Genomic DNA, 26,942 nt, shown 5'->3' with positions numbered 1-26,942 from the left:
CCGTGCCCTCCTTAGTCGAATTTCATACGTGTGGCTTTCAGGTTCACGATCGCCAGTGCGCCTACCAGCAGGAAGATCAGCGTGGCAATCGCCGCCGCCAGACCGAAGTCCTGCCCGCCACCGCCTTCAAAGGCGATACGGTAGGTGTAGCTCACGAGCAGGTCGGTATAACCGGCTGGTGTGGTGGTGCCAAGTCGGTCCGGGCCACCGTTGGTCAACAGTTGAATCAGCACGAAGTTGTTAAAGTTAAAGGCAAAGCTGGCAATCATCAGCGGCGTTAGCGGCTTAATCAGCAGCGGAAGCGTAATCTTAAAGAAGTTCTGGAACGGACCGGCGCCATCCATTGCTGATGCTTCATACAGGTCATCAGGAATCGCCTTCAGTAGCCCCATGCACAGGATCATCATGTACGGATAGCCGAGCCAGGTGTTGACGATGATAATCATCGAACGCGCGGTGGTCGGGTCGCTGAACCAGGCCGGTTTGATGCCAAACAGTGTGCTCAGCATCATGTTGATTTCACCAAAGCTTTGGTTGAACAATCCTTTGAAAATCAGAATCGAGATAAACGACGGCACGGCATAGGGCAGGATCAGCAGGACGCGGTAAATCGCTTTGCCTTTCAGGGATTCCCACTGCACCAGACAGGCCAGCACCATCCCTACGGCAACGGTCAAAATAACGGTCAGTACCGAGAAGACTACCGTCCAGACAAAGATGGCGAAGAACGGCTTCTGGATGCCCTCGTCGGTAAAGACGCGGGTGAAGTTGTCCCACCCAATAGCGACGGTATAGCCTGGGCTGAGCTTTTCTGTACCCCAGCTCCCGTCAGCGTTAATGGCCTGATAGTAACCAATATCGTTGTTGGCGCGGTATTTTACGCCGCTCTGGTTATTGGTGAGTGTGCCGTCATCAGCGAGCGTATAGAGCGGCTGCGTGCCGGAGAACTGACGCAGTGAACTCATGATAACTTTGCTGTCATCCGGCAGAATGGCCGTTAACTGCGTCAGCGCCTGACGATTTTGGGTGATGATGCGCAGCGTCGCGCGTTCGCCAGTTGGCAGTGCATCTGCGTCCTTCAGTTGCAGTTTCTGCTCGCCGCCAAATTTAAAGGCGTCGGAAACGTAATTTTTTCCTGTTTCACCGTCGGTAAGGGCCAATTGCCACTCATCACCCGCCGGATACAGGCCGAAGTTATAGGTTTTGCCCGCCTGATATGATCGCTCCATCAGGACTTGTTGAGCACGTTCAAAGGTCAGTTGGTTAGTGCTGCTGTAGTTGGTAAAGGCAATGGCGATGGTGCAAACCAACGGAAACAGAACAAACAGCCCCATCCCCGCGACGCCAGGATAAACATAACGCCAGGCATAGGCTTTACGGTTAGCGAAAATATACAGGCCAGCAGAGCTTAAAATCAGCGTCATGATGGCAAACAGGTACTCCCCCTGAGCGTACATCAAAACAACAAGGTAACCGACCAGTAGCCCAAGCAGACCCATCACTGACCATTTCAGTGTGTCGCTTTGCCACCAGTGTTTCTTTTTAATGACATCCATGGGGTTCAATCCTCAACAACAATGAAAACCTGTTGGTCAGCGTGCCTGATGGCGCTGCGCTTATCAGGCCTACGGTAAGTTGTAGGCCGGATAAGGCATTTATGCCGCCATCCGGCACGTGTGCTACAGCACTACTTGGTGATACGACCCTGCGCGTCTTTCAGTGCAGCATCAACAGTCTGACGACCGCTGGCTGCGTTGATCACTGCGGTACGAACGGCGTACCAGAATGCTGACATCTGCGGGATGTTCGGCATGATTTCGCCTTTCTGGGCGTTATCCATGGTGGCGGCGATACGTGGGTCTTTTGCTAATTGATCCTGGAAGGATTTCAGCGCCACGGCACCCAGCGGTTTGTCCTTGTTCACTTCATCCAGACCCTGGTCGGTCAGCAGGTAGTTTTCGAGGAACTCTTTCGCCAGTTCTTTGTTCGGGCTGGCGGCGTTAATACCGGCGCTCAGTACCCCAACAAACGGTTTAGACGCTTTGCCTTTGAAGGTTGGCAGCAGCGTGACGCCGTAGTTAATTTTGCTCTTGTCGATGTTCGACCACGCCCACGGACCGTTGATGGTCATCGCCGTTTCGCCCTTGTTGAAGGCCGCTTCTGCGATGGAGTAGTCGGTATCCGCGTTCATGTGTTTGTTCTTGATGAGGTCAACCAGGAAGGTCAGACCCGCTTTCGCGCCAGCGTTGTCCACGCCCACGTCTTTCACGTCATATTTGCCGTTTTCAAACTTGAACGCGTAACCGCCGTCGGCAGCAATCAGCGGCCAGGTGAAGTACGGTTCTTGCAGGTTGAACATCAGCGCAGATTTACCCTTCGCCTTCAGTGTCTTATCCAGCGCTGGGATCTCTTCCCAGGTTTTCGGTGGATTTGGCACGAGGTCTTTGTTGTAAATCAGCGACAGCGCTTCAACCGCGATTGGGTAAGCAATCAGCTTGCCGTTATAGCGTACGGCATCCCAGGTGAACGGATAGAGTTTGTCCTGGAACGCTTTATCCGGGGTGATTTCAGCCAGCAGGCCAGACTGCGCGTAGCCGCCAAAGCGGTCATGTGCCCAGAAGATGATGTCCGGGCCATCACCGGTCGCGGCAACCTGCGGGAATTTTTCTTCTAGTTTGTCCGGGTGCTCAATGGTGACTTTGATACCCGTGTCTTTCTCGAATTTTTTGCCTACTTCAGCGAGGCCGTTGTAGCCTTTATCGCCGTTAATCCAGATAACCAGCTTACCTTCTTCAATCTTGGCGAGAGCCGAGGCGGAGAACATCATCGTCGTCAATGCGGACAATGCGAGGATGCGTGCGCCAGTTTTGATTTTCATAGTTCCCATCCTGTTTGGTGATTTTGCAGAGGTGGCTTAACGGTGACTAGTTTCTTTATACGACAACCTCTTTCCATCCTCCTTACCCCTACGCCCCACCCATTCTTTATGTGATCTGTGTTACATAAATGTGAGTAATGCGTACTGGCGCACATAAAAACCCACTGATTTTTGCAAGCGACATCACGAAATTCCTCCACGGCGTACAGCCAGGGTCTCAGACGCTGCTCTCTCATCCTCCCGCCTCCTCCCCCATAAAAAAGCCGGGGGGTGGAGGATTCACGCCGTTAAGGGATAACGCATAGTCAATCCATCAATGAATGTTGCTGTCGATGACAGGTTGTAACGAAGGGAGAAGGGCATGGCGAGCGTACAGCTGCGAAATGTAACGAAAGCCTGGGGTGACGTGGTGGTATCGAAAGATATCAATCTCGACATTCACGAAGGGGAATTCGTGGTGTTTGTCGGACCGTCAGGCTGTGGTAAGTCAACCTTGCTGCGTATGATCGCCGGACTTGAAACCATCACCAGTGGTGATTTGTTTATCGGGGAGACCCGGATGAACGACATTCCGCCCGCCGAACGTGGCGTGGGGATGGTCTTCCAGTCCTATGCGCTGTATCCCCATTTGTCCGTCGCCGAAAACATGTCGTTCGGTCTCAAGCTGGCAGGTGCCAAAAAAGAGGTGATGAACCAGCGTGTTAATCAGGTCGCAGAAGTGCTGCAACTGGCCCATCTGCTGGAGCGCAAACCCAAAGCGCTCTCTGGTGGACAACGTCAGCGTGTGGCTATTGGCCGTACGTTGGTTGCAGAGCCGCGAGTCTTTCTGTTGGACGAACCGCTGTCAAACCTCGATGCCGCACTGCGCGTCCAGATGCGCATTGAAATCTCCCGCCTGCATAAGCGTCTTGGCCGCACGATGATTTACGTCACCCACGATCAGGTCGAAGCGATGACCCTGGCCGACAAAATTGTGGTGCTGGATGCCGGCCGCGTCGCGCAGGTAGGTAAACCCCTGGAGCTGTACCACTACCCGGCTGACCGCTTTGTTGCCGGGTTTATTGGTTCGCCAAAGATGAACTTCCTGCCGGTGAAAGTGACGGCAACGGCGATCGATCAGGTTCAGGTTGAGCTGCCTAACCGCCAGCAAATATGGCTACCAGTGGAAAGCCGTGCGGTGCAGGTCGGCGCCAATATGTCTTTGGGTATCCGCCCGGAACATCTGCTGCCCAGCGATATTGCTGATGTCACCCTCGAAGGTGAAGTACAGGTAGTCGAGCAGCTTGGTCACGAAACACAAATCCATATCCAGATCCCCGCCATCCGTCAGAACCTGGTTTACCGCCAGAACGACGTGGTGTTGGTAGAAGAGGGTGCCACATTCGCTATCGGCCTGCCGCCAGAGCGTTGCCATCTGTTCCGTGAGGATGGCACTGCATGTCGTCGGTTGCATCAAGAGCCGGGCGTTTAAGGTATCCCATTAAAAAAAAGCGCAAAACCGTCAAGGTGAAGCGTTTAAAGAAAAGCAATGATCTCAGGAGATAGAACGATGATTACTCTGCGCAAACTTCCTCTGGCGGTTGCTGTGGCAGCAGGCATTATGTCTGTTCAGGCAATGGCTGTCGATTTCCATGGTTATGCTCGTTCCGGCATTGGCTGGACGGGTAGTGGCGGCGAACAACAATGTTTCCAGGCAACCGGTGCCCAAAGTAAATACCGTCTCGGTAACGAATGTGAAACCTATGCCGAAATTAAGCTGGGCCAGGAAGTGTGGAAAGAAGGCGATAAGAGCTTCTACTTCGACACTAACGTTGCCTACTCTGTTGCACAGCAGAATGACTGGGAAGCGACCGATCCTGCTTTCCGCGAAGCCAACGTGCAGGGTAAAAACCTGATTGAATGGCTGCCGGGTTCCACCATCTGGGCCGGTAAACGTTTCTATCAGCGTCATGACGTCCATATGATCGACTTCTACTACTGGGATATTTCAGGTCCTGGTGCCGGTATTGAAAACATCGATCTGGGCTTTGGTAAGCTGTCTCTGGCCGCAACCCGTTCTCAGGAAGCGGGTGGTTCTTACACCTTCAGTAGCCAGAATATCTACGACACATCCAAAGATACCGCGAACGACGTATTCGACATGCGTTTAGCGCAGATGGCCATTAACCCGGACGGCATGCTGGAACTGGGTGTTGACTACGGTCGTGCGAATAAAACTGACGGTTATAGCTACGCGGATAGCGCGTCTAAAGATGGCTGGATGTTCACTGCAGAACATACTCAGAGTATGCTGAAGGGCTATAACAAGTTTGTGGTTCAGTATGCAACTGACGCGATGACCACGCAGGGTAAAGGTGGCTCGCAGGGTACTTACGGTTCAACCTTCGATACCCAGGCAACACCAAATGATCCCGTTATCCATCATGTAAACAACAACATCAATAACAACGGTAGCCTGGTGCGCGTACTTGACCACGGTGCTATCTCTCTGGGCGATAAGTGGGACCTGATGTACGTCGGTATGTATCAGAATATCGACATGGATAACGACCTGGGTACTGAATGGTACACCGTGGGTATTCGTCCGATGTACAAATGGACGCCAATCATGAGCACCCTGATGGAAGTCGGCTACGACAACGTCAAATCTCAACAGACTGGCGATCGCAACAGCCAATACAAAATCACCCTGGCGCAACAGTGGCAGGCAGGCGACAGCATCTGGTCTCGTCCGGCAATCCGCGTCTTTGCAACCTATGCCAAATGGGATGAAGAATGGGGCTACGTGAAAAACGGAGATAAGGTCTCTAAATATGCTGCTGCAACCAACTCCGGTATCAGCACAACCAGCCGTGGCGATAGCGACGAGTGGTCCTTCGGTGCCCAGATGGAAATCTGGTGGTAATCCAGCATTAACCTGACGTAATGACCTAAAGAGGGGCGTAAGCCCCTCTTACTTACGGTTTAGCGCGCTATTGCCTGGCCACCGCTGAACCCATGCTATCTGAGGTGATAACAATGAAAATGAAGAAAAGTCTCGTTGCCCTTTGTTTATCGGCAGGGTTATTTGCCAGCGTTCCCGGAATCAGCCTGGCCGATGTGAATATCGTTCCGCAGGACACCGCAGCTGCACCGTCGATTCCGACGGCTGCGTTGCAACAATTGGCCTGGACGCCCGTCGACCAATCGAAAACCCAGTCAACCCCGTTGGCGACAGCGGGACAGCGTCTGGACATTGCCGGTATTAGCGGCCCGGTTGCCGCCTATAGCGTACCGGCCAATATTGGTGAACTGACCCTGACGCTGAGCAGTGAAGTTAACCAACAAACCAGCGTATTTGCGCCAAACGTTTTAATTCTTGATCAGAACATGACGCCATCTGCGTTCTTCCCCAGCAGCTACTTTACCTACCAGGCACCGGGTGTGATGAGTGCGGATCGCCTGGAAGGGGTGATGCGTCTGACGCCAGCGCTGGGACAGCAGAAGCTTTATGTTCTGGTCTTTACTACTGATAAAGATCTCCAACAGACCACCACGCTGCTTGACCCGGCGAAAGCGTATGCCAAGGGCGTGGGCAATGCTGTTCCGGATATTCCGGACCCGATTGCCCGCCATACTACCGATGGTCTGGTGAAACTGCAGGTGAAAACTAACAGCACCTCCAGCGTGCTGGTTGGGCCGCTGTTTGGCTCCTCTGGCCCGGGTCCGGTGACGGTGGGTAATACCGCTGCACCTGCGGTGGCCTATGCAGCCCCGGCTGCCGCGGTAGCCGCACCGGCACCGCAACCGGTGAAGAAAAGCGAGCCGATGCTGAATGACACTGAGAACTATTTTAACCAGGCGATTAAGGATGCCGTGGCGAAAGGTGATGTTGATAAAGCGCTGAAGCTGCTTGATGAAGCTGAACGTCTGGGATCCAAATCTGCCCGTTCCACCTTTATCAGCAGTGTAAAAGGCAAGGGGTAACCATCTCCCCACATTGTTGATTTTGCAACAACTGGTGCGTCTCCTGGCGCACTTTTTTTATCCTTCGATGCTACTTGTTACACTTATGTTGCTCTGACGATCACTTAATTGTGTTTGCTCACCCCGTAATGCATTTTCTGCGATACAATGCCTTCAGGTTATAAATCGGAGAGTAAGGCATGCCACACCCTGCGTTAACGCAACTGCGTGCGCTGCGTTATTTTGATGCGATCCCGGCGCTGGACCCCCAACTGCTCGACTGGTTGTTACTGGAAGATTCCATGACCAAACGTTTTGAGCAGCAGGGGAAAAAGGTCACCGTAACGTTGATTCGCGAAGAATTCGTTGGGCAAAATGAGGTGGCTGAAGAACTGACGCTGCTGCCTAAAGAGTCTCGCTATTGGTTACGTGAAATCCTGTTATGTGCGGATGGTGAACCCTGGCTTGCCGGACGGACCGTGGTGCCTGAATCCACCTTGTGCGGCCCCGAACTGGCTTTACAAAATCTGGGGAAAACCCCGCTCGGGCGCTATCTGTTTACATCATCGACATTGACCCGCGATTTTATTGAGATTGGCCGCGATGCAGCGCTGTGGGGACGTCGTTCCCGCCTGCGGCTGAGCGGTAAGCCGCTGATGCTTACCGAGCTTTTTTTGCCTGCATCGCCGTTGTACTGAGAGGAAGATAAAGATGGAGTGGAGTCTGACGCAGAATAAGCTGCTGGCGTTTCACCGCTTGATGCGTACGGATAAGCCAATCGGTGCCTTACTGCTGCTCTGGCCGACGCTGTGGGCGCTGTGGGTAGCGACCCCTGGCGTACCGCAATTGTGGATACTGGCGGTGTTTGTCGCCGGTGTGTGGCTGATGCGCGCCGCCGGCTGCGTGGTGAATGATTATGCCGACAGGAAATTTGACGGACACGTCAAACGCACCGCAAACCGGCCGCTGCCGAGCGGTGCAGTCACGGAGAAAGAGGCCCGAACGCTGTTTGTTGTGCTGGTGTTGCTCGCCTTTCTGCTGGTTCTGACTCTTAACACGATGACGATTTTGTTGTCCGTTGCGGCGTTAGCACTGGCGTGGGTTTATCCCTTCATGAAACGCTATACGCACCTGCCGCAGGTGGTGCTGGGGGCGGCGTTTGGCTGGTCTATTCCCATGGCGTTCGCCGCCGTCAGTGAATCTGTACCGCTGAGCTGCTGGCTGATGTTCCTCGCCAACATTCTCTGGGCGGTGGCGTATGACACGCAGTATGCGATGGTTGATCGTGATGACGATCTGAAAATTGGCATTAAATCGACCGCCATTCTGTTCGGCCAGAACGACAAGCTGATTATTGGCATTCTGCAGGTCGGTGTGCTGGCGCTGATGGCGATGGTGGGGTGGTTAAACGGGTTGGGGCTGGGCTATTACTGGTCACTGCTGGTGGCGGGCGCGCTGTTTGTGTATCAGCAGAAACTGATTGTCGATCGTGAACGGGATGCCTGCTTTAAAGCGTTTATGAACAATAACTATGTGGGGCTGGTACTGTTCTTAGGGCTGGCGATGAGCTACTGGCACCTTTGAGTTTGGCTTAGCCTGCAAAATAAAAACCGGTCATTTCGACCGGTTTTTTTATGCTTACTCGCCCTGCGTTGCGCTTTCGATGGTCAGACGCACATCGGACGTGACCAGCTCGGCCAGCATCTGATAGATCTTCATCGTCTCTTCCGGTTCGGCATCACCGGTATCGCTGATGTAGCCCTCGTCACGCAGCGTCAGCACCAGGGAGCTGAACACGGCTTTATCGAAGAACTCAGGCGCGTTGATACCGTGCAGCACGGAAAGACGTTGTGCCACGGTGCGGCTCTCTTTCTCCAGGGTACTGCGGTTGATGGACGGGTTCGCACTCAGCAGCCAGAAGGTAATGGCATAGCGCTGTAGCGTTTCACGCGCGCCCGCAGCCAACAGCTGCAGCGTGCGAGAATGAACCGGGTTGATATGCAGCTCATCGTTCTGCAGGGTTATCAGACCCTGACGTTGCATTTCGTTGGCCAGCTCGTCAATTACCCCGGCAAGCTCATCACGCTCCCAACGCAGGAACAGCTCGGCTTTCAGCATCGGGTACAGCGCTTCAATATGCTGCTGCAATGCGGCGCGTGAAATCCGACGGTGCTGAGTCACGATGGCTGCCATCAACGAAGGCAGAACCAGCATGTGCGCAATGTTGTTGCGGTAGTAGGTCATCAGTACCGCCTGCTCGCGCGGCAGAATAATGATGTCACCGATGGTGTCTTTCTCAACCTCAAACTTGTTCATCTGCAAGGCGTGGTCGATCAGTTCACTGGCGCTCTGCGCGGGAACGGTTGAGTCCGTCGCGTACGGCACGTTGCGCAGCAGGCTCAGGTAGCAGTCGAGCTGCTCGGTTAACTGTTCACGGGTCAGAGAGCGCTGGCGGGAAGCCAACAGCGCGGTACAACACAGGTTCATGGCGTTGGCCGCGCCTGCGTTGTTAATGCGCACCATCAGATCGGCAGCAATGTTATTCACCGTCGGCGTCAGCCAGGCAGGACGGATAGACTCGATAGGATCGATAGATTCACGCCACTCCGGCACATGCTGGTTGAGGTAAGTCATCAGCGGCATTGGTTCGCCAAAGTTAACGTAGCCCTGACCCAGATTACGCAGCTTGCTTAAGCCACGCAGCATTTGCGGCAGGCTCTCTTTTTCTTTCGTCGCGCCACGCAGCTCTTTGGCGTAGGTGCCCACTTCCATTACGTGCTCGTAGCCGATGTAGATCGGTACGAGGGTAATCGGACGCGTACCGCCGCGCAGCATCGCCTGAATGGTCATCGACAGGGTGCCGGTTTTCGGGTCGAGCAGGCGGCCGGTACGCGACCGCCCACCTTCGACAAAGTACTCAACCGAATAGCCGCGGCTGAACAACTCGCCCAGGTATTCGCGGAATACGGTGGAATAGAGCTTATTGCCTTTAAACGTACGACGAATAAAGAATGCGCCCAGACGGCGGAAAATCGGACCTGCCGGCCAGAAGTTCAGGTTGATCCCTGCCGCGATATGCGGTGGAACCAGTCCCTGATGGTACAGAACGTACGACAGCAGCATGTAGTCCATATGGCTGCGGTGGCACGGCACATAGACGATTTCATGTCCGTCGTGCGCCAGTTGGCGTACGCGCTCCGCATTATGAACGTTAATCCCCTGATACAGACGGTTCCAGGTAAAGCCCAGAATACGGTCCGTCAGGCGGATCATTTCGTAGGAGAAGTTGGCGGCAATCTCTTCCATCAATGCGATAGCGTTTTGCTGCGCTTTTTCATGGGAGATTTTTTTGCTGCGTGCTTCATCTTCCACCGCGCGTGCGATGGCTTTTGAGGCCAGCAGTTTATTAAACAGATCCTGGCGGGCAGGAAGGCGAGGGCCAACCGCCGCTAAGCGCTGGCGGGCAAAGTGCATACGCGCCACGCGTGCCAGTTTCTGCGCGATGGTTTTATCTGTGCCGTGTTCGTCTGCCATGCGGCGCAGGGAGACGGAAGGTGAGAAGCGGACAAAGCTGTCGCGGCCCAGCCAGGACACAGCAAAGAATTTCTGTACGCCATTCAGCATGCGCAGTGGTGGATTGACTTCGCCTTTCTCGCGCCCAGGAGCACGGCCAAACATCACAGACACCGGCACCATCTGAACATCCAGATCGGGGTTGCTGCGATGTAAGTCGAGATAGTTATGGAACAACTTGATGGACTCTTCTTTTGGCGTGTAATAGGTGAATACACGCGGGCCGCCGTGTATAAACACGTAGCGCGGCAGCAAAGTCCCGTCTATCTCCAGCGGTTCCAGTGGGTCGGGGAGATCGTGCACCAGACATTGGGCACGCAGTGTCAGCAAGTCAGCTTTTGAGTTGTACGGTAAGACGTACATAATGGGACGAGAGGTATCGAGTCCCAATTCCGGGGCGGGTTCCGCCGGGATAGACTTGCTTTTTACCAGGATGCTTAATGGTAAATTCAGTAATTTGTAGTAAATTCGTGGCCAGCCGGACATAAACGATGTAAAGCCTCTGGTTAATAATGCAAATGCGCTGCAAGGATATCAGAAAGTTTAGTGAATTTCTGTGGTATCCCGTCATACTTCGCGCAGCTTTGCTTATGCCCTGAAACAAACAGGGTAACGATGCAATAATACTCACGCTAATAATGTAAAAAGGTTCTTTTGATGGCCAATAATACCACTGGATTCACTCGGATTATCAAAGCAGCAGGCTATTCCTGGCAAGGTTTCCGCGCAGCATGGATCAATGAGGCGGCATTTCGTCAGGAAAGCGTTGCCGTACTGTTGGGGGTAGCAATTGCCTGCTGGCTGGACGTTGACGCGATTACCCGCGTACTGCTGATTGGTTCGGTGATGCTGGTGATGATCGTTGAAATTCTGAATAGCGCCATTGAGGCGGTTGTCGACCGAATTGGTTCTGAGTATCACGAGCTTTCTGGTCGGGCGAAAGATATGGGATCGGCTGCGGTATTGCTTTCTATTTTTGTCGCTGTGATCACCTGGGGCATCCTGTTGTGGTCGCATTTGCGATAAAGATTCCACAACTTCATAAATCTCCTGTTTTTTGTGCAGTTTGCGGTTCCAAATTCGCCTTTAGCTGTATATACTCACAGCATAACTGTATATACACCCAGGGGGCGGAATGAAAGCGTTAACGGCCAGGCAGCAAGAGGTGTTTGATCTCATTAGAGATCACATCAGCCAGACAGGTATGCCACCGACGCGTGCGGAGATCGCGCAGCGTTTGGGGTTCCGTTCCCCAAACGCGGCTGAAGAACACCTGAAAGCACTGGCGCGTAAAGGTGTGCTGGAAATCGTTTCTGGCGCATCGCGTGGTATTCGCCTGCTGCAGGAAGAAGAGGAAGGCTTACCGCTTGTTGGTCGTGTCGCGGCCGGTGAGCCACTTCTGGCACAGCAGCACATCGAAGGCCATTACCAGGTTGACCCATCACTGTTCAAACCGAACGCCGACTTTCTGCTGCGCGTCAGCGGTATGTCGATGAAAGATATCGGGATTATGGATGGCGATTTACTGGCTGTGCATAAAACGCAGGACGTGCGTAACGGCCAGGTTGTTGTTGCCCGTATTGATGATGAAGTCACGGTTAAGCGCCTGAAAAAGCAGGGCAACAAGGTTGAACTTCTGCCGGAAAACAGTGAATTTAAACCTATCGTTGTCGATCTGCGCGAGCAAAACTTCACCATTGAAGGGTTGGCTGTCGGCGTAATTCGTAACGGTGAATGGCTGTAATGATCTGCTGATTTCTTGTCGGCCGGAAAGGGCGTTTACGCTGCTCTCCGGCAAATTGCCCGATGATGCTACGCTTATCGGGCCTGCAAAAACGCGTTAATTTCTTTTCAGGCTCTTTTCCATGCCTTTCTTTACCTCCTCTGATAAAGCACTCTGGCACCTTGCCTTACCGATGATTTTCTCCAACATCACTGTCCCACTGCTGGGGCTGGTGGATACCGCAGTGATTGGTCATTTGGATAGCCCGGTCTACCTGGGTGGCGTTGCTGTCGGCGCAACAGCGACCAGTTTTCTCTTTATGCTGCTGCTGTTTTTACGCATGAGTACCACCGGCCTGACGGCCCAGGCGTTCGGTGCGAAAAATCCTCAGGCGCTGGCGCGCGCGCTGGTACAACCGCTGATACTGGCGCTGGGAGCGGGGCTGCTTATCGCGCTGTTTCGCACGCCGATTATCGATTTAGCGCTGCATATTGTCGGGGGAAGTGAAGCGGTACTGGAACAAGCCCGGCGTTTCCTGGAAATCCGCTGGTTAAGCGCACCCGCCTCGCTGGCTAATCTGGTGCTGCTCGGCTGGTTGCTTGGCGTTCAGTATGCGCGTGCGCCGGTTATCCTGTTGATTGTTGGCAATATTCTTAACATTGTGCTCGATTTATGGCTGGTGATGGGCCTACATATGAACGTGCAGGGTGCAGCACTGGCGACGGTGATTGCCGAATATGCCACGCTGCTTATCGGTCTGATGATGGTACGTAAAGTCCTGCATTTGCGCGGAGTTTCGCTGGCAATGCTGAAGCAGGCGTGGCGTGGCAACTTCCGCCGTTTGCTGGCGCTCAACCGTGACATCATGCTGCGTTCGCTGCTGTTGCAACTCTGCTTTGGTGCTATCACGGTACTCGGGGCTCGCCTCGGTAGCGATGTCATTGCGGTCAATGCCGTTCTGATGACCCTGCTGACGTTCACTGCCTATGCGCTGGACGGGTTTGCCTATGCCGTGGAAGCGCACTCTGGCCAGGCCTATGGGGCACGCGATGGTAGCCAGTTGCTGGATGTCTGGCGGGCGGCCTGCCGGCAGTCGGGTATTGTGGCCGTCCTGTTTTCGATGGTTTATGCCCTGTTCGGCGAGCAGATTGTGGCGCTGCTGACCTCGCTGCCGCAAATCCAACACCTGGCCGATCGCTATCTTTTCTGGCAGGTGGTTTTGCCGCTGGTGGGTGTGTGGTGTTATCTGCTGGACGGCATGTTTATTGGCGCAACGCGTGCCGCAGAAATGCGCAACAGTATGGCCGTTGCCGCAGTGGGATTCGCCTTAACGCTCCTGACTTTACCGCTGCTGGGAAACCACGGCTTGTGGCTGGCGTTAACCGTTTTTCTCGCGCTGCGCGGGCTTTCACTGGCCTTCATCTGGCGACGTCACTGGCGTAATGGCACCTGGTTTGCCTGATGCCTATGGTTAAAAATTCCGAATAGTAAATAAAACCCAGAATCCCTGACTACACTTACTATCACGTCCAGCAAAAACAGCATGTATTCGGGCGCGGCACTCTCGCTATTCACAACCTAACGATGAGGACTTGATGATGAATAAAGACGAAGTCAGTGGTAACTGGAAACAGTTCAAAGGTAAAGTGAAAGAGCAATGGGGCAAACTGACCGATGATGATATGACGGTCATTGAAGGTAAACGCGACCAGCTGGTTGGTAAAGTCCAGGAACGATACGGGTACGCGAAAGATCAGGCGGAGAAAGAAGTTAAAGATTGGGAAAAACGCAACGATTACCGCTGGTAATTAACCCCTCCCTCCTGAGAGTACAAGGACGTACGCTCTTTTATTTACCGCCCGACTTTCTTTTTCACCTGAATAGTATGGTCATGCTGGCATTCGCCAGGATGGCGGCATGATTCAACTTCCACACATGCCGGACACAGGCCGTGGGCTTCAATCACATTATGGCGCAGAGCAAATCCCATTTTAGCTGCCAGCGTATGCATAATATCTTCCACGCCTTCCGCACACTCTTCTTTTACCACGCCACAGCGGTCGCAGATGAACATTGCGGAGCAGTGGGTTGGCTGATCGAACAGATGGCAAAGCACATAGCTGTTGGTTGACTCCACTTTGTGCACAAAACCTTGTTCAAGCAGAAAATCGAGCGCACGATAGACGGTAGGCGGCTTGGCCTGTGGTTCTGTTTCCCTCAACAGATCAAGCAGATCGTAAGCGCTGATTGCCCCTTCCTGCAGGCTCATCAGGCGCAGCACTTCGAGGCGTTGTGGCGTGAGCCGCACGTTACGTTGCGCACAGAGTTTTTCAGCTTGAGCCAATAACTCCTGCGTGGTGGTTTTGTCCATTTGGCGCCTCGATTTGCGTGGAAGGTTAATCCCTTACTTTAACATGTTCTGCTTAAAACGCCGAGATCCACCGCGGTGTGCTATACCTGACGCATCGCAATACTGGAAAATAACCATGAAAAGACCCGATTGTATTCGCCACTGGCGTGAGGTTGAGGGGGCTGATGACTCCACTTATCCCGACAGCGATGAGCTATTTGCTATTGGCGCGCCGCTTGCCCGCAAGTTGGGGTTAGGACGACTCGGCATTCATCATGAACGCCTGCCGCCGGGTCGGCGCACGTCGTACCCGCACGCTGAAAGCGATGAGGAAGAGTTTATCTATGTGCTGGAAGGTTATCCTGAGGCCTGGATTAACGGGTATTTATGGAAGCTAGAACCGGGCGACAGCGTCGGTTTCCCGGCAGGTACAGGCGTGTGCCATACCTTTATCAATAACACCAGCGAAGAGGTGCGTCTGTTAGTCGTGGGTGAGGCGAACAAAAAATATAACCGCATTTATTATCCGCTTAACCCGGTCTATGCCGCTACACGTGAGGATCGCTGGGTCGACCATCCGCCGCAGTTTTTCGGATCACACGACGGAAAACCGGGGCGCAAATAGCGTTTGTTGAGGGGCAGGGGGAGTGAGCCGCGAGGATGTGGCTCACTATCGTAACGGTCTATGCTATAGTAGCGCCCCTTTTTTAACCGGATGCTTGAATATTCGCCATGCTGCCTGAATCTCAGTCTACCGCTTTTCCCGCTCATCGTTTTTCTATCGCGCCGATGCTCGACTGGACGGACAGACACTGCCGCTACTTTTTGCGCTTACTGTCCAGCCAGACGTTGCTCTATACGGAGATGGTAACCACCGGCGCGATCATTCATGGTAAAGGCGATTATCTGGCGTATAGCGAAGAAGAGCATCCAGTCGCATTGCAACTGGGCGGGAGCGATCCTGCGGCGCTGGCGCAGTGCGCAAAGCTCGCTGAACAGCGGGGTTATGACGAAATCAATCTCAACGTGGGTTGTCCTTCCGACCGCGTGCAGAATGGCATGTTTGGCGCTTGCCTGATGGGGAATGCGCAACTGGTCGCCGATTGCGTCAAAGCAATGCGCGACGCGGTGTCGATTCCGGTAACGGTGAAAACGCGTATCGGCATTGATGACCAGGACAGCTACGAATTCCTCTGCGATTTCATCAACACGGTATCTGGCAACGGCGAATGTGAGATGTTTATCATTCACGCCCGCAAGGCCTGGCTGTCCGGGTTAAGCCCGAAAGAAAACCGCGAAATTCCACCGCTGGATTATGACCGTGTTTATCAGCTAAAGCGTGATTTCCCGCAGTTGACGATGTCGATTAACGGCGGAATTAAATCACTGGAAGAAGCAAAAACGCATCTGCAATATATGGACGGCGTAATGGTGGGCCGGGAAGCCTATCAAAACCCGGGGATTCTGGCGTCGGTCGACCGTGAAATTTTTGCTGCGACCACGCCGGATGCAGACCCTGTCGCCGTGGTGCGTGCCATGTATCCCTATATTGAGCGGGAGCTGAGTAAAGGTACGTATCTGGGGCATGTGACCCGCCACATGTTGGGGCTGTTTCAGGGGATCCCTGGGGCTCGTCAGTGGCGTCGCTATCTGAGCGAAAATGCGCATAAAGCCGGGGCAGATATTAACGTACTGGAGCACGCGCTGAAGCTGGTGGCAGACAAGCGTTAAGTTTTCACCAAAAGTTAGTTAATTTCACCACGCCCTGCGCTTTGTCGCGGGGCGTTTTCTTTATAAATCAATACATTATTTTTGGCATGTTTCTTGTAAAGCAATGGAGAGAATTTCATTTCGGGAGAGAGCCATGCTGGAACTACTTTTTGTGATTGGATTTTTTATCATGCTGATGGTCACCGGCGTATCTTTGCTGGGCGTTCTGGCCGCATTGATCGTAGCCACCGCAGTGATGTTTCTGGGCGGACTATTTGCCTTGATGATTAAACTGTTGCCCTGGCTGCTACTGGCTGTTGCCGTGGTGTGGGTTATCAAGGCGATAAAAGCGCCAAAAGTCCCACAGTATCAGCGCAATAACCGTCGATTTTACTAAGGTATTGAGCGGTGCGTCACAACCTGCAACATTGCCTTTAGAACCAAATAGGAATTGATTATCAAATCTGTCACTATTGCCAGGTTAACGAATTCATCGAGCTGTACCCTAAATACAGCCGAACTAAAAAAAGAAAGGGCTTCCCACGGGAAGCCCTAATTCTTTCTTTCCCCGTCATCTTACGGGATTAGCAAACTCGATCCCTGCGTTGCCCGGCTTTCCAGTACTTCATGGGCCCGTTGTGCGTCACTTAACGCAAATTTCTGACCCGACGCGACATCCACTTTGATCACCCCGCTGGCAATCAGCGAGAACAGTTCATTGCTGGCTTCGGTTAATTCGCGGTGATTGGTGATATACCCCTGGAGTGAAGGACGGGTCACGTACAGCGAACCTTTTTGGTTCAGAATACCTAAGTTCACGCCGGTCACTGGCCCGGAAGCATTACCAAAGCTGACCATTAGTCCCCGGCGCTGTAAACAATCCAGCGAGGCTTCCCAGGTATCTTTCCCCACCGAGTCGTATACCACCCGCACTTTTTTACCGCCGGTTATCTCCTTAACCCGTTCGACGATACTTTCTTCACGGTAGTTAATGACCTGCCATGCGCCGGCCTGCAGCGCAATTTGCGCTTTTTGCGCACTGCCGACGGTACCAATCAGCTTCGCGCCCAGTGCTTTTGCCCACTGGCAGGCAATCATCCCGACGCCGCCCGCAGCCGCATGGAACAAAAACGGCTCATCAGGCTGAATTTCATAGGTTTTACGCAGCAGATAAAAAACGGTTAACCCTTTCAGGAATGAGGCTGCGGCTTGTTCAAACGAGATAGCGTTAGGCAGGATAGCGGCTTTATCGGCCGGAACGTTATGCACTGAGCTGTAGGCGCCAAGGGCAGACTGGGCGTACACCACGCGATCGCCAGCTTTAATGTGCGTCACTTTGCTGCCGACTTTGCTGACTACGCCGGCAGCTTCGGTACCCAGGCCGCTGGGCAGAGATGGCGGCGGATAAAGACCACTGCGGATGTAGGTGTCGATATAGTTGATCCCAATAGCTTTGTTCTCGACCTGGATTTCGTTTTCCGCCGGGTCTACGGGTGTAAACTCCACCGCCTTGAGTACATCAGGGCCACCATGCTTGTGAAATTCAATACGCGTTGCCATGCTTCCTCCAAAAGAAATGTGGTAATCTTTCGACCCAATCATTATCTCGGTAACTCCATTCACTATGGCAGGAAATAAACCCTTCAACAAACAACAGACTGATGCTCGTGAGCGCGATCCCCAGGTCGCCGGGCTGAAAGTACCGCCGCACTCGATTGAAGCGGAACAGTCGGTGTTGGGCGGTTTAATGCTGGATAACGAACGCTGGGACGATGTGGCCGAGCGCGTGGTGGCGGAAGATTTCTATACCCGACCGCACCGGCACATCTTCACGGAAATGCATCGACTGCAGGAGATGGGAAAACCTATCGACCTGATCACGCTCGCAGAATCGCTGGAGGTTCAGGGACAACTGGACAGCGTCGGCGGCTTTGCTTACCTGGCTGAGTTATCTAAAAACACGCCAAGTGCGGCGAACATTAGTGCTTATGCGGATATCGTCCGCGAACGCGCCGTTGTTCGTGACATGATTTCGGTGGCCCATGAAATTGCGGAAGCTGGTTTCGATCCGCAAGGGCGCTCCAGTGAAGACCTGCTGGATCTTGCGGAATCCCGCGTCTTTAAAATCGCCGAAAGCCGCGCCAATAAAGACGAAGGCCCGAAAAACATCACCGATGTGCTCGACGCCACCGTCGCGCGTATCGAGCAGTTGTTCCAGCAGCCGCACGACGGCGTCACCGGCGTAAACACCGGCTATGATGACCTCAACAAAAAGACCGCGGGTCTACAGCCGTCGGACTTGATTATCGTCGCCGCGCGTCCGTCGATGGGTAAAACGACATTTGCAATGAACCTCGTCGAAAATGCGGCGATGTTGCAGGATAAGCCGGTTCTTATCTTTAGTCTTGAAATGCCCTCAGAACAGATCATGATGCGTACCCTGGCCTCGCTGTCACGCGTAGACCAAACCAAAATCCGTACCGGTCAACTGGATGATGAAGACTGGGCACGAATTTCCGGAACAATGGGTATTTTGCTGGAGAAACGAAACATCTATATTGATGACTCCTCCGGCCTGACGCCAACGGAAGTGCGCTCGCGTGCCCGTCGTATCGCCCGTGAACATGGCGGTATCGGACTTATCATGATCGACTACCTGCAGCTGATGCGCGTGCCGTCGCTCTCCGACAACCGTACGCTGGAAATTGCAGAAATCTCCCGCTCGCTGAAGGCGTTAGCAAAAGAACTGCATGTGCCGGTGGTGGCGCTGTCGCAGCTTAACCGCTCTCTGGAACAACGCGCCGACAAGCGTCCGGTTAACTCGGATCTGCGTGAATCCGGCTCCATCGAACAGGATGCCGACTTAATCATGTTTATCTATCGTGATGAGGTTTATCACGAAAACAGTGACTTAAAAGGCATCGCCGAAATTATTATTGGTAAGCAGCGTAACGGTCCGATCGGTACGGTGCGCCTGACGTTTAACGGACAGTGGTCCCGCTTCGATAATTATGCGGGCCCACAATACGACGACGAATAAATCTCCGTCATCCTTCATGCTGCAGATGCGTTGACTACGCCCGTTCACCCCGGTCACTTAGTTTACTAAGCTCCCGGGGATTCTCTGGCTTGTCGCCTTCCTGCAACACGAATGATTAAGGAGATTCTTTTATTAAGGAATACAAATGCAAGCGGCAACTGTAGTCATTAACCGCCGCGCTCTGCGACACAACCTGCAACGTCTGCGTGAACTGGCTCCTGCCAGTAAACTGGTTGCGGTCGTGAAAGCGAACGCCTACGGCCATGGTCTGTTAGAGACCGCGCGAACGCTCCCCGATGCGGACGCTTTTGGTGTCGCTCGTCTTGAAGAAGCCCTGCGGTTGCGAGCGGGTGGGATCACGCAGCCCATCCTGCTGCTGGAGGGATTTTTTGATGCCTCCGATCTGCCGACTATTTCCGCGCAGCGTCTGCATACAGCCGTCCATAACCAGGAGCAGCTCGAAGCCCTGGAAGCCGCTAATCTGGTTGAACCCGTTACCGTCTGGATGAAGCTCGACACCGGTATGCACCGCCTGGGCGTACGCCCTGAGCAGGCCGAGGCGTTTTATCAGCGCCTAACTCAATGTGAAAATGTGCGCCAGCCGGTCAATATCGTCAGCCATTTTGCGCGCGCAGACGAACCTGAATGCGGCGCGACGGAAAAACAGCTCGATATCTTCAACAGCTTTTGCGAGGGCAAACCTGGGCAGCGTTCGATTGCCGCATCGGGCGGTATTCTGCTGTGGCCACAGTCTCACTTCGACTGGGCGCGTCCGGGACTGATTCTGTATGGTGTGTCGCCGCTGGAAAACCACTCTATCGGTGCTGATTTTGGCTGTCAGCCGGTGATGTCGCTGACCTCCAGCCTGATTGCGGTGCGTGAGCACAAAGCGGGCGAGCCGGTTGGTTATGGTGGTACCTGGTTGAGCGAGCGCGACACGCGTCTCGGCGTGGTGGCAATGGGCTATGGTGATGGTTATCCGCGCGCGGCGCCGTCCGGGACGCCGGTGCTGGTTAATGGCCGTGAAGTGCCGATCGTCGGCCGCGTCGCGATGGATATGATCTGCGTCGATTTAGGCCCCGAGGCGCAGGATAAAGCCGGCGATTCGGTGATTCTGTGGGGGGAAGGCCTGCCCGTTGAACGCATTGCTGAAATGACGAAAGTAAGTGCTTACGAACTTATTACGCGCCTGACGTCGCGCGTGGCGATGAAGTATATCGATTAAGCGCATGATGTGCCGGATAAGGCGGTTACGCCGCTATCCGGCAATATTCCTCTCAACATCCTCTCGATCTTCTCCCGCTTCCGGTTTATTGTGTTCTTAACCCTTGCCTGTAAACCTGGAGAACCACACGTGTTTCAAAAAGTTGACGCCTACGCCGGCGACCCGATTTTATCGCTCATGGAGCGCTTCAAAGAAGATTCACGTAGCGACAAAGTGAACCTCAGCATAGGCCTGTATTACAACGAAGACGGAATTATTCCTCAGCTTAAAGCGGTGGCGGAAGCGGAAGCTCGACTTAATGCCAAACCGCATGGTGCTTCGCTGTATCTGCCGATGGAAGGTCTGAACACGTATCGTCATACTATTGCGCCGCTGCTGTTTGGCGCAGATCATCCGGTTCTCCAGCAGCAGCGCGTGGCAACCATTCAGACGCTGGGCGGCTCCGGCGCGCTAAAGGTTGGCGCAGACTTCCTGAAGCGCTATTTCCCTGATTCTGGCGTGTGGGTCAGCGATCCGACCTGGGAAAACCACATCGCGATTTTTGAAGGGGCGGGATTCGAAGTAAGTACTTACCCATGGTATGACAACGCGACTAATGGCGTGCGTTTCAACGATCTGCTGGCAGCGCTGAATACCTTACCGGCGCGTAGCATTGTGCTGCTGCATCCGTGCTGCCATAACCCCACGGGTGCGGATTTAACACCAGCACAGTGGGATGCGGTGATTGAGATCCTGAAAGCGCGCGACCTGATCCCGTTCCTCGACATTGCCTACCAGGGTTTTGGTGGCGGAATGGAAGATGATGCGTACGCCATCCGTGCGATTGCGAGTGCTGGTTTACCAACTCTGGTTAGCAACTCATTCTCCAAAATTTTCTCATTGTATGGCGAACGTGTTGGCGGGCTTTCTGTGGTGTGTGAAGACGCCGATGCTGCCAGCCGCGTTCTGGGGCAGCTAAAAGCGACGGTGCGCCGGAACTACTCCAGTCCGCCAAACTTTGGTGCGCAGGTGGTTGCCGCGGTACTGGGGGATGAAGAGCTGAAAGCGAGCTGGCTGGCGGAAGTTGAGGCAATGCGTACCCGCATTCTGGCGATGCGTCAGGAACTGGTTAACGTATTGAATGCGGAGATCCCGGGCCGTAACTTTGATTACCTGCTGCAACAGCGCGGTATGTTCAGCTATACCGGGCTCAGCGCAGCCCAGGTTGATCGCCTGCGCGATGAGTTCGGTGTGTACCTGATTGCCAGCGGACGTATGTCCGTGGCCGGGTTGAATCACGGTAATGTGCAGCGCGTGGCGAAGGCATTTGCCGCCGTCATGTAATCGGCTTTGTGTGATGCCGGATGGCGCGTAAACGCCTTATCTGTCCTACAAGGATACATGGATTTTAGTTTGTAGGCCTGATAAGCGGAGCGCCATCAGGCGTACTTTCCTGTGTGATCATGCTCCTTTTCCTGGACAAAACCAGAGAAAATCCTTCCTTTCCCTTCCCCCAGGGGGTAAGGTCAGATAGTTTTTTGACCAGTTGTTAAATAAAAAATCATAACTAACTGACTACTTAGGGAAAAATATGCGCAAGTTTACCCTGGCACTGAGTGCCGTTTGTTTATTGTTCACGTTAAATCAGCCCGCTCAGGCGTTAGTTTCCTCTCCTTCTCAGCTTAATCCGGGCACCAACGTTGCAAAACTCGCTGAGCAGGCCCCCATTCACTGGGTCTCCGTGGCACAAATCGAAAACAGCCTGACCGGACGCCCGCCGATGGCCGTTGGCTTTGATATCGATGATACGGTTCTCTTTTCCAGCCCGGGCTTCTGGCGCGGTAAAAAAACGTATTCCCCGGACAGTGAGGATTACCTGAAGAATCCGGCCTTCTGGGAAAAAATGAACAATGGCTGGGATGAATTCAGTATTCCGAAAGAAGTGGCGCGTCAGTTGATTGATATGCATGTGCGTCGTGGCGACAGCATCTTTTTCGTGACCGGGCGTAGTCAGACGAAGACCGAAACGGTATCGAAAACGCTGGCCGATAACTTTCACATTCCGGCCGGCAATATGAATCCGGTCATTTTTGCCGGTGATAAACCCGGTCAGAACACCAAAACGCAGTGGTTGCAGGATAAAAGCATCCGCATGTTCTACGGTGACTCCGACAATGACATCACCGCCGCTCGCGACGTAGGAATCCGCGGTATCCGTATTTTACGCGCCTCTAACTCTACCTATAAACCGCTGCCGCAGGCTGGCGCGTTTGGTGAAGAGGTGATCGTCAACTCGGAGTATTGAGAATACGAAATGCTGCTTTTTTAAACAAATTTACGCTGCTGGCTTTTACCTTTTGCGGACTTGCTGCACACTGAATAAAAGATGTTCTCATTAGGCAATATGCTGGTAAGGGGAATAAAGATGACGAATTCGGAGTTGCTGCAATACTGCATGGCAAAAACGGGTGCGGAGCAGAGCGTGCATAGTGACTGGAAAGCCACGCAAATCAAAGTTGAAGATGTACTTTTTGCCATGGTCAAAGAGGTCGAAGGTCGCCCGGCGGTCTCTCTGAAAACCAGCCCTGAACTGGCAGAATTGCTGCGTCAGCAACATAAAGACGTGCGACCCAGCCGCCATCTCAATAAAGCGCACTGGAGCACGGTGTATCTTGACGGCTCACTGCCGGGTTCACAGATTTATTATCTGGTGGACGCGTCTTACCAGCAGGCCATAAACACCTTGCCGGAAGATAAACGCAGGTTGCTGGTGCAGCCTTGATCCGTTTTGCCGGATGGCGTCGCCAGCGACTTATCCGGCCTACAGGATATGTGCCCGTAGGCCTGATAAGGGCAGGATTACAACAGCGGTTTGAGGAAACGCGCCGTGTGTGAGGCTTCACACTCAGCGACCGTCTCCGGTGTGCCGGAGACTAAAATTTCCCCGCCGCCGCTGCCGCCTTCCGGACCGAGATCGACAATCCAGTCAGCGGTCTTAATCACGTCCAGATTGTGCTCAATCACCACGATGGTGTTGCCCTGATCCCGGAGCTGATGCAGCACGTCCAGCAGTTGCTGAATATCCGCAAAATGCAGACCGGTGGTCGGCTCATCGAGAATATACAGCGTTTGCCCGGTACCGCGTTTTGACAACTCACGCGCCAGCTTCACGCGCTGCGCCTCACCGCCTGAGAGGGTCGTTGCGGACTGCCCCAGACGGATGTACGTCAGACCAACGTCCATTAGTGTTTGCAGCTTACGCGCCAGCGCCGGAACGGCATCGAAGAACTCACGGGCTTCTTCAATCGTCATATCCAGCACTTCGTGGATAGTCTTGCCCTTGTACTTAATCTCCAGCGTTTCGCGGTTATAGCGCTTACCTTTGCACTGATCGCACGGCACGTAGATATCCGGCAGGAAATGCATTTCGACTTTGATCACGCCGTCGCCCTGACAGGCTTCACAGCGTCCACCACGGACGTTAAAGCTGAAACGGCCTGGCGTGTAACCGCGCGCACGTGACTCCGGCACGCCGGCAAACAGTTCGCGCACTGGCGTAAACACGCCGGTGTAGGTTGCCGGGTTAGAGCGCGGCGTACGGCCAATCGGGCTTTGGTCAATATCGATGACTTTGTCGAAATGTTCCAGACCCTGAACATCGCGATACGGCGCAGGTTCCGCCAGCGTCGCACCGTTCAGCGCCGTCTGCGCAATTGGGAACAGCGTATCGTTGATCAGCGTCGATTTACCTGAGCCGGAAACCCCGGTAATGCAGGTAAATAAACCAACCGGCAGCGTCAGAGTGACATCTTTCAGGTTGTTACCGCGTGCGCCGGTGAGCTTCAGCACTTTTTCCGGGTCAGCCGCCACGCGCTGTTTCGGTACTTCAATTTTGCGCTTACCGCTCATGTACTGGCCGGTTAGCGACTCAGGCACCGCCATGATATCTTTTAGCGTTCCTTCAGCAACCACCTGGCCGCCGTGAACGCCCGCGCCGGGGCCGATGTCGATAACGTGGTCAGCGGCGCGAATCGCATCTTCATCGTGCTCGACCACAATCACGGTATTACCCAGGTTACGCAGGTGGATAAGCGTACCCAGCAGACGTTCGTTATCGCGCTGATGCAGACCGATAGACGGTTCATCCAGCACGTACATTACACCGACCAGACCCGCGCCGATCTGGCTTGCCAGGCGAATACGCTGAGCTTCGCCGCCGGAGAGCGTTTCCGCTGAACGCGACAGCGTCAGATAGTTGAGGCCGACGTTGACCAGGAACTTCAGACGATCGCCAATCTCTTTAAGAATTTTCTCGGCAATCTTCGCCCGCTGACCTGCAAGCTTCAGGTTGTTGAAGAAATCCATCGCATGACCGATGCTCATGTCGGAAATCGCGGGCAGTGGCGTATTTTCGACAAATACGTGGCGGGCCTCGCGACGTAAACGCGTCCCTTCACAGCTGGCGCACGGTCGGTTACTGATGAATTTGGCTAATTCTTCGCGTACCGCACTGGATTCCGTCTCTTTATAACGGCGCTCCATATTGTGCAGCACACCTTCAAACGGGTGACGACGTACGGACGTATCGCCGCGATCGTTCATGTATTTGAATTCGATATTTTCTTTACCCGAACCGTACAGCACCACTTTATGCACAGTAGGGTTCAGGCTGGCCCACGGGGCTTCGACATCGAACTTATAGTGTTCCGCCAGCGACTTAAGCATCTGGAAATAATAGAAGTTACGGCGATCCCAACCGCGGATGGCGCCACCGGCCAGCGACAGTTCCGGGTTTTGAATCACCCGGTCAGGATCGAAATACTGCTGCACGCCGAGACCGTCACAGGTTGGACACGCGCCCGCTGGGTTGTTAAACGAGAACAGGCGGGGTTCCAGTTCGCGCATGCTGTAGCCGCAAATCGGGCAGGCGAAGTTGGCGGAGAACAGCAGCTCTTCCGCTTTCGGGTCGTCCATATCGGCGACCACCGCCGTACCACCGGACAGTTCCAGCGCGGTTTCAAAGGATTCAGCCAGTCGTTGGGTGAGATCGTCACGGACTTTAAAGCGGTCAATCACCACTTCGATGGTGTGTTTCTTTTGCAGCTCAAGCTTGGGCGGATCGGAAAGGTCACACACTTCGCCGTCGATACGGGCGCGGATATAGCCCTGGCCCGCCAGGTTTTCCAGCGTTTTGGTGTGCTCGCCTTTACGCTCCTTAATTACCGGCGCCAGCAGCATCAGACGTTTGCCTTCCGGCTGCGACAGGACGTTGTCCACCATCTGGCTAACGGTCTGCGCTGCCAGGGGAACGTCGTGATCCGGGCAGCGCGGCTCGCCAACGCGGGCAAACAGCAGACGCAGATAGTCGTGAATTTCGGTAATTGTACCTACCGTGGATCGCGGGTTATGGGACGTCGATTTTTGTTCAATTGAGATGGCAGGAGAGAGCCCCTCAATGTGGTCGACGTCCGGTTTTTCCATCAGCGACAGAAATTGACGCGCGTACGCGGAAAGGGATTCAACGTAACGACGCTGCCCTTCGGCATATAGGGTGTCGAAAGCGAGCGAAGATTTGCCTGAGCCCGAAAGCCCGGTGACGACAATCAGCTTGTCGCGCGGGATGACGAGGTTGATGTTTTTGAGATTATGGGTGCGGGCGCCCCGAACTTCGATCTTATCCATTCATCTTTCCCGGATTAAACGCTTTTTTGCCTGGCTGCATGGTGCTACCGGCGATCACAAACGGTTAATTATGACACAACCTGACCTGAATGGATATACAGTATTGGAATGCAAAACGCATGTTCCTGTGCAACAATGTCTGGCGGAGGTTGTTTACTGGAATCAACTTCGCAACGTAGTAAAAGCGCTATTGGAAATGCTACAATCCCGCGCTTACACTTATTCAGTAACGTTTTTCAGGAGACACGATCATGGCCAGCAGAGGCGTAAACAAGGTGATTCTCGTCGGTAATCTGGGCCAGGACCCGGAAGTACGCTATATGCCGAATGGTGGCGCAGTTGCCAACATTACGCTGGCTACTTCCGAATCCTGGCGTGATAAAGCGACCGGCGAAATGAAAGAGCAGACTGAATGGCACCGTGTTGTGCTGTTCGGCAAACTGGCGGAAGTCGCCAGCGAATATCTGCGTAAAGGTTCTCAGGTCTATATTGAAGGCCAACTGCGTACCCGCAAATGGACCGATCAATCCGGCGTAGAAAAATACACCACTGAAGTCGTTGTTAACGTTGGCGGCACCATGCAAATGCTGGGTGGTCGTCAGGGCGGCGGCGCGCCGGCAGGTGGTGGTCAGCAGCAGGGTGGTTGGGGTCAGCCTCAGCAGCCGCAGGGCGGCAACCAGTTCAGCGGCGGCGCACAGTCTCGTCCGCAGCAGTCCGCTCCGGCAGCGCCGTCTAACGAACCGCCGATGGACTTCGACGACGATATTCCGTTCTAATTCCTCTGCTTTATTTCGTAAATCAGGGTTGCCCCAGCGTCGGGGTAACCCCATTCCTTTC

General features: G+C 53.8%; 24 protein-coding genes. 18 read left to right on the top strand and 6 right to left on the bottom strand.

Annotation, left to right across the window (positions count from 1 at the left end):
• Window positions 1-11: 11 nt before the first annotated feature.
• Together malF and malE are read right to left on the bottom strand one after the other, a co-directional pair.
• A complete protein-coding gene (gene malF, locus HV041_RS18690) occupies window positions 12-1,556 on the bottom strand; it encodes a maltose ABC transporter permease MalF (RefSeq protein WP_121585325.1) in 1,545 nt (514 codons plus the stop codon).
• Window positions 1,557-1,687: 131 nt separating this feature from the next.
• Entirely contained in the window at window positions 1,688-2,878 is a 1,191-nt protein-coding gene (gene malE, locus HV041_RS18685; protein ID WP_048213937.1) for a maltose/maltodextrin ABC transporter substrate-binding protein MalE, read from the bottom strand.
• 361 nt (window positions 2,879-3,239) lie between these two features.
• Here malE and malK point away from each other — a divergent pair, with 361 nt between their 5' ends.
• The 5 genes from malK to ubiA all read left to right on the top strand — a co-directional run bounded on the left by malK (window position 3,240) and on the right by ubiA (window position 8,407).
• A complete protein-coding gene (gene malK, locus HV041_RS18680) occupies window positions 3,240-4,349 on the top strand; it encodes a maltose/maltodextrin ABC transporter ATP-binding protein MalK (protein WP_005132674.1) in 1,110 nt (369 codons plus the stop codon).
• A 78-nt stretch (window positions 4,350-4,427) separates the two neighbouring features.
• Window positions 4,428-5,783, top strand: coding sequence for a maltoporin (locus tag HV041_RS18675; protein ID WP_048213936.1), 1,356 nt, complete (start codon window positions 4,428-4,430; stop codon window positions 5,781-5,783).
• 113 nt (window positions 5,784-5,896) lie between these two features.
• A complete protein-coding gene (malM, locus tag HV041_RS18670) occupies window positions 5,897-6,844 on the top strand; it encodes a maltose operon protein MalM (protein ID WP_061067019.1) in 948 nt (315 codons plus the stop codon).
• A 179-nt stretch (window positions 6,845-7,023) separates the two neighbouring features.
• The gene (ubiC, locus tag HV041_RS18665) at window positions 7,024-7,521 is read left to right on the top strand and encodes a chorismate lyase (protein WP_003031688.1); all 498 of its coding nucleotides are present in this window, start codon (window positions 7,024-7,026) and stop codon (window positions 7,519-7,521) included.
• A gap of 13 nt (window positions 7,522-7,534) precedes the next feature.
• Complete coding sequence (gene ubiA / locus HV041_RS18660; protein ID WP_005132667.1) at window positions 7,535-8,407, top strand: 4-hydroxybenzoate octaprenyltransferase; 873 nt, start codon at window positions 7,535-7,537, stop codon at window positions 8,405-8,407.
• A 54-nt stretch (window positions 8,408-8,461) separates the two neighbouring features.
• Here the strand turns inward: ubiA and plsB are convergent, their stop codons facing one another.
• Window positions 8,462-10,882: a glycerol-3-phosphate 1-O-acyltransferase PlsB gene (plsB, locus tag HV041_RS18655; protein ID WP_048213932.1), complete on the bottom strand. Its 2,421-nt coding sequence runs from the start codon at window positions 10,880-10,882 to the stop codon at window positions 8,462-8,464.
• A gap of 171 nt (window positions 10,883-11,053) precedes the next feature.
• Here plsB and HV041_RS18650 point away from each other — a divergent pair, with 171 nt between their 5' ends.
• The 4 genes from HV041_RS18650 (at window position 11,054) to HV041_RS18635 (ending at window position 13,927) form a co-directional block, all read left to right on the top strand.
• The gene (locus tag HV041_RS18650) at window positions 11,054-11,422 is read left to right on the top strand and encodes a diacylglycerol kinase (RefSeq protein WP_048213931.1); all 369 of its coding nucleotides are present in this window, start codon (window positions 11,054-11,056) and stop codon (window positions 11,420-11,422) included.
• 109 nt (window positions 11,423-11,531) lie between these two features.
• Window positions 11,532-12,140, top strand: a complete 609-nt coding sequence (gene lexA, locus HV041_RS18645; RefSeq protein WP_003826596.1) for a transcriptional repressor LexA — start codon at window positions 11,532-11,534, stop codon at window positions 12,138-12,140.
• A 121-nt stretch (window positions 12,141-12,261) separates the two neighbouring features.
• A complete protein-coding gene (gene dinF, locus HV041_RS18640; protein ID WP_121585326.1) occupies window positions 12,262-13,581 on the top strand; it encodes an MATE family efflux transporter DinF in 1,320 nt (439 codons plus the stop codon).
• A gap of 136 nt (window positions 13,582-13,717) precedes the next feature.
• Window positions 13,718-13,927, top strand: a complete 210-nt coding sequence (locus HV041_RS18635) for a CsbD family protein (protein WP_005132658.1) — start codon at window positions 13,718-13,720, stop codon at window positions 13,925-13,927.
• Between the two features lie 44 nt (window positions 13,928-13,971).
• On the opposite strand, the gene zur is transcribed toward HV041_RS18635, so the two are convergent.
• Window positions 13,972-14,490, bottom strand: coding sequence for a zinc uptake transcriptional repressor Zur (gene zur / locus HV041_RS18630; RefSeq protein ID WP_048213929.1), 519 nt, complete (start codon window positions 14,488-14,490; stop codon window positions 13,972-13,974).
• A gap of 115 nt (window positions 14,491-14,605) precedes the next feature.
• On the opposite strand from zur, the gene HV041_RS18625 reads away from it, so the two are divergent.
• The 3 genes from HV041_RS18625 to pspG all read left to right on the top strand — a co-directional run bounded on the left by HV041_RS18625 (window position 14,606) and on the right by pspG (window position 16,576).
• A complete protein-coding gene (locus HV041_RS18625) occupies window positions 14,606-15,094 on the top strand; it encodes a cupin domain-containing protein (RefSeq protein WP_003031710.1) in 489 nt (162 codons plus the stop codon).
• 107 nt (window positions 15,095-15,201) lie between these two features.
• Window positions 15,202-16,200 carry a tRNA dihydrouridine(20/20a) synthase DusA gene (gene dusA, locus HV041_RS18620; RefSeq protein WP_121585327.1) on the top strand — a complete coding sequence of 333 codons (999 nt, stop codon included), beginning with the start codon at window positions 15,202-15,204 and terminating at the stop codon, window positions 16,198-16,200.
• A gap of 133 nt (window positions 16,201-16,333) precedes the next feature.
• Complete coding sequence (gene pspG, locus HV041_RS18615; protein WP_048236348.1) at window positions 16,334-16,576, top strand: envelope stress response protein PspG; 243 nt, start codon at window positions 16,334-16,336, stop codon at window positions 16,574-16,576.
• Between the two features lie 179 nt (window positions 16,577-16,755).
• Here pspG and HV041_RS18610 read toward each other — a convergent pair whose 3' ends face one another.
• On the bottom strand, window positions 16,756-17,739 hold the full coding sequence (locus HV041_RS18610; protein ID WP_121585520.1) for a quinone oxidoreductase: 984 nt from the start codon (window positions 17,737-17,739) through the stop codon (window positions 16,756-16,758).
• A 64-nt stretch (window positions 17,740-17,803) separates the two neighbouring features.
• Between HV041_RS18610 and dnaB the strand changes: the two genes are divergently transcribed.
• The 5 genes from dnaB to HV041_RS18585 all read left to right on the top strand — a co-directional run bounded on the left by dnaB (window position 17,804) and on the right by HV041_RS18585 (window position 23,205).
• On the top strand, window positions 17,804-19,219 hold the full coding sequence (gene dnaB, locus HV041_RS18605; protein WP_005132645.1) for a replicative DNA helicase: 1,416 nt from the start codon (window positions 17,804-17,806) through the stop codon (window positions 19,217-19,219).
• A gap of 145 nt (window positions 19,220-19,364) precedes the next feature.
• A complete protein-coding gene (gene alr, locus HV041_RS18600) occupies window positions 19,365-20,444 on the top strand; it encodes an alanine racemase (protein WP_003844721.1) in 1,080 nt (359 codons plus the stop codon).
• 129 nt (window positions 20,445-20,573) lie between these two features.
• Complete coding sequence (gene tyrB, locus HV041_RS18595; RefSeq protein ID WP_182294256.1) at window positions 20,574-21,767, top strand: aromatic amino acid transaminase; 1,194 nt, start codon at window positions 20,574-20,576, stop codon at window positions 21,765-21,767.
• Between the two features lie 247 nt (window positions 21,768-22,014).
• Window positions 22,015-22,728: an acid phosphatase AphA gene (gene aphA / locus HV041_RS18590; RefSeq protein WP_048213924.1), complete on the top strand. Its 714-nt coding sequence runs from the start codon at window positions 22,015-22,017 to the stop codon at window positions 22,726-22,728.
• A gap of 120 nt (window positions 22,729-22,848) precedes the next feature.
• Window positions 22,849-23,205, top strand: coding sequence for an MmcQ/YjbR family DNA-binding protein (locus HV041_RS18585; RefSeq protein WP_048213923.1), 357 nt, complete (start codon window positions 22,849-22,851; stop codon window positions 23,203-23,205).
• A gap of 77 nt (window positions 23,206-23,282) precedes the next feature.
• Here the strand turns inward: HV041_RS18585 and uvrA are convergent, their stop codons facing one another.
• Window positions 23,283-26,105 carry an excinuclease ABC subunit UvrA gene (uvrA, locus tag HV041_RS18580; protein ID WP_061067023.1) on the bottom strand — a complete coding sequence of 941 codons (2,823 nt, stop codon included), beginning with the start codon at window positions 26,103-26,105 and terminating at the stop codon, window positions 23,283-23,285.
• Between the two features lie 251 nt (window positions 26,106-26,356).
• Between uvrA and ssb1 the strand changes: the two genes are divergently transcribed.
• The gene (ssb1, locus tag HV041_RS18575; protein ID WP_003826621.1) at window positions 26,357-26,881 is read left to right on the top strand and encodes a single-stranded DNA-binding protein SSB1; all 525 of its coding nucleotides are present in this window, start codon (window positions 26,357-26,359) and stop codon (window positions 26,879-26,881) included.
• The last annotated feature ends 61 nt before the right edge of the window (window positions 26,882-26,942 follow it).

Origin of the sequence: Citrobacter sp. RHBSTW-00029, assembly GCF_014104295.1 — a bacterium.
GTDB lineage: Bacteria > Pseudomonadota > Gammaproteobacteria > Enterobacterales > Enterobacteriaceae > Citrobacter > Citrobacter youngae.
This window is presented reverse-complemented; position numbering and strand designations above follow the sequence as displayed.

Bases quoted from the DNA above. Each gene is read 5' to 3' on its own strand.
- HV041_RS18610 (WP_121585520.1), bottom strand. From the start codon at position 17,739: ATGGCAACGCGTATTGAATTTCACAAGCATGGTGGCCCTGATGTACTC.
- HV041_RS18585 (WP_048213923.1), top strand. From the start codon at position 22,849: ATGACGAATTCGGAGTTGCTGCAATACTGCATGGCAAAAACGGGTGCG.
- plsB (WP_048213932.1), bottom strand. From the start codon at position 10,882: ATGTCCGGCTGGCCACGAATTTACTACAAATTACTGAATTTACCATTA.
- HV041_RS18625 (WP_003031710.1), top strand. From the start codon at position 14,606: ATGAAAAGACCCGATTGTATTCGCCACTGGCGTGAGGTTGAGGGGGCT.
- malF (WP_121585325.1), bottom strand. From the start codon at position 1,556: ATGGATGTCATTAAAAAGAAACACTGGTGGCAAAGCGACACACTGAAA.
- malM (WP_061067019.1), top strand. From the start codon at position 5,897: ATGAAAATGAAGAAAAGTCTCGTTGCCCTTTGTTTATCGGCAGGGTTA.
- dnaB (WP_005132645.1), top strand. From the start codon at position 17,804: ATGGCAGGAAATAAACCCTTCAACAAACAACAGACTGATGCTCGTGAG.
- ssb1 (WP_003826621.1), top strand. From the start codon at position 26,357: ATGGCCAGCAGAGGCGTAAACAAGGTGATTCTCGTCGGTAATCTGGGC.
- HV041_RS18675 (WP_048213936.1), top strand. From the start codon at position 4,428: ATGATTACTCTGCGCAAACTTCCTCTGGCGGTTGCTGTGGCAGCAGGC.
- malK (WP_005132674.1), top strand. From the start codon at position 3,240: ATGGCGAGCGTACAGCTGCGAAATGTAACGAAAGCCTGGGGTGACGTG.
- dinF (WP_121585326.1), top strand. From the start codon at position 12,262: ATGCCTTTCTTTACCTCCTCTGATAAAGCACTCTGGCACCTTGCCTTA.
- aphA (WP_048213924.1), top strand. From the start codon at position 22,015: ATGCGCAAGTTTACCCTGGCACTGAGTGCCGTTTGTTTATTGTTCACG.
- uvrA (WP_061067023.1), bottom strand. From the start codon at position 26,105: ATGGATAAGATCGAAGTTCGGGGCGCCCGCACCCATAATCTCAAAAAC.
- alr (WP_003844721.1), top strand. From the start codon at position 19,365: ATGCAAGCGGCAACTGTAGTCATTAACCGCCGCGCTCTGCGACACAAC.
- HV041_RS18635 (WP_005132658.1), top strand. From the start codon at position 13,718: ATGAATAAAGACGAAGTCAGTGGTAACTGGAAACAGTTCAAAGGTAAA.
- ubiA (WP_005132667.1), top strand. From the start codon at position 7,535: ATGGAGTGGAGTCTGACGCAGAATAAGCTGCTGGCGTTTCACCGCTTG.
- lexA (WP_003826596.1), top strand. From the start codon at position 11,532: ATGAAAGCGTTAACGGCCAGGCAGCAAGAGGTGTTTGATCTCATTAGA.
- malE (WP_048213937.1), bottom strand. From the start codon at position 2,878: ATGAAAATCAAAACTGGCGCACGCATCCTCGCATTGTCCGCATTGACG.
- pspG (WP_048236348.1), top strand. From the start codon at position 16,334: ATGCTGGAACTACTTTTTGTGATTGGATTTTTTATCATGCTGATGGTC.
- zur (WP_048213929.1), bottom strand. From the start codon at position 14,490: ATGGACAAAACCACCACGCAGGAGTTATTGGCTCAAGCTGAAAAACTC.
- dusA (WP_121585327.1), top strand. From the start codon at position 15,202: ATGCTGCCTGAATCTCAGTCTACCGCTTTTCCCGCTCATCGTTTTTCT.
- ubiC (WP_003031688.1), top strand. From the start codon at position 7,024: ATGCCACACCCTGCGTTAACGCAACTGCGTGCGCTGCGTTATTTTGAT.
- HV041_RS18650 (WP_048213931.1), top strand. From the start codon at position 11,054: ATGGCCAATAATACCACTGGATTCACTCGGATTATCAAAGCAGCAGGC.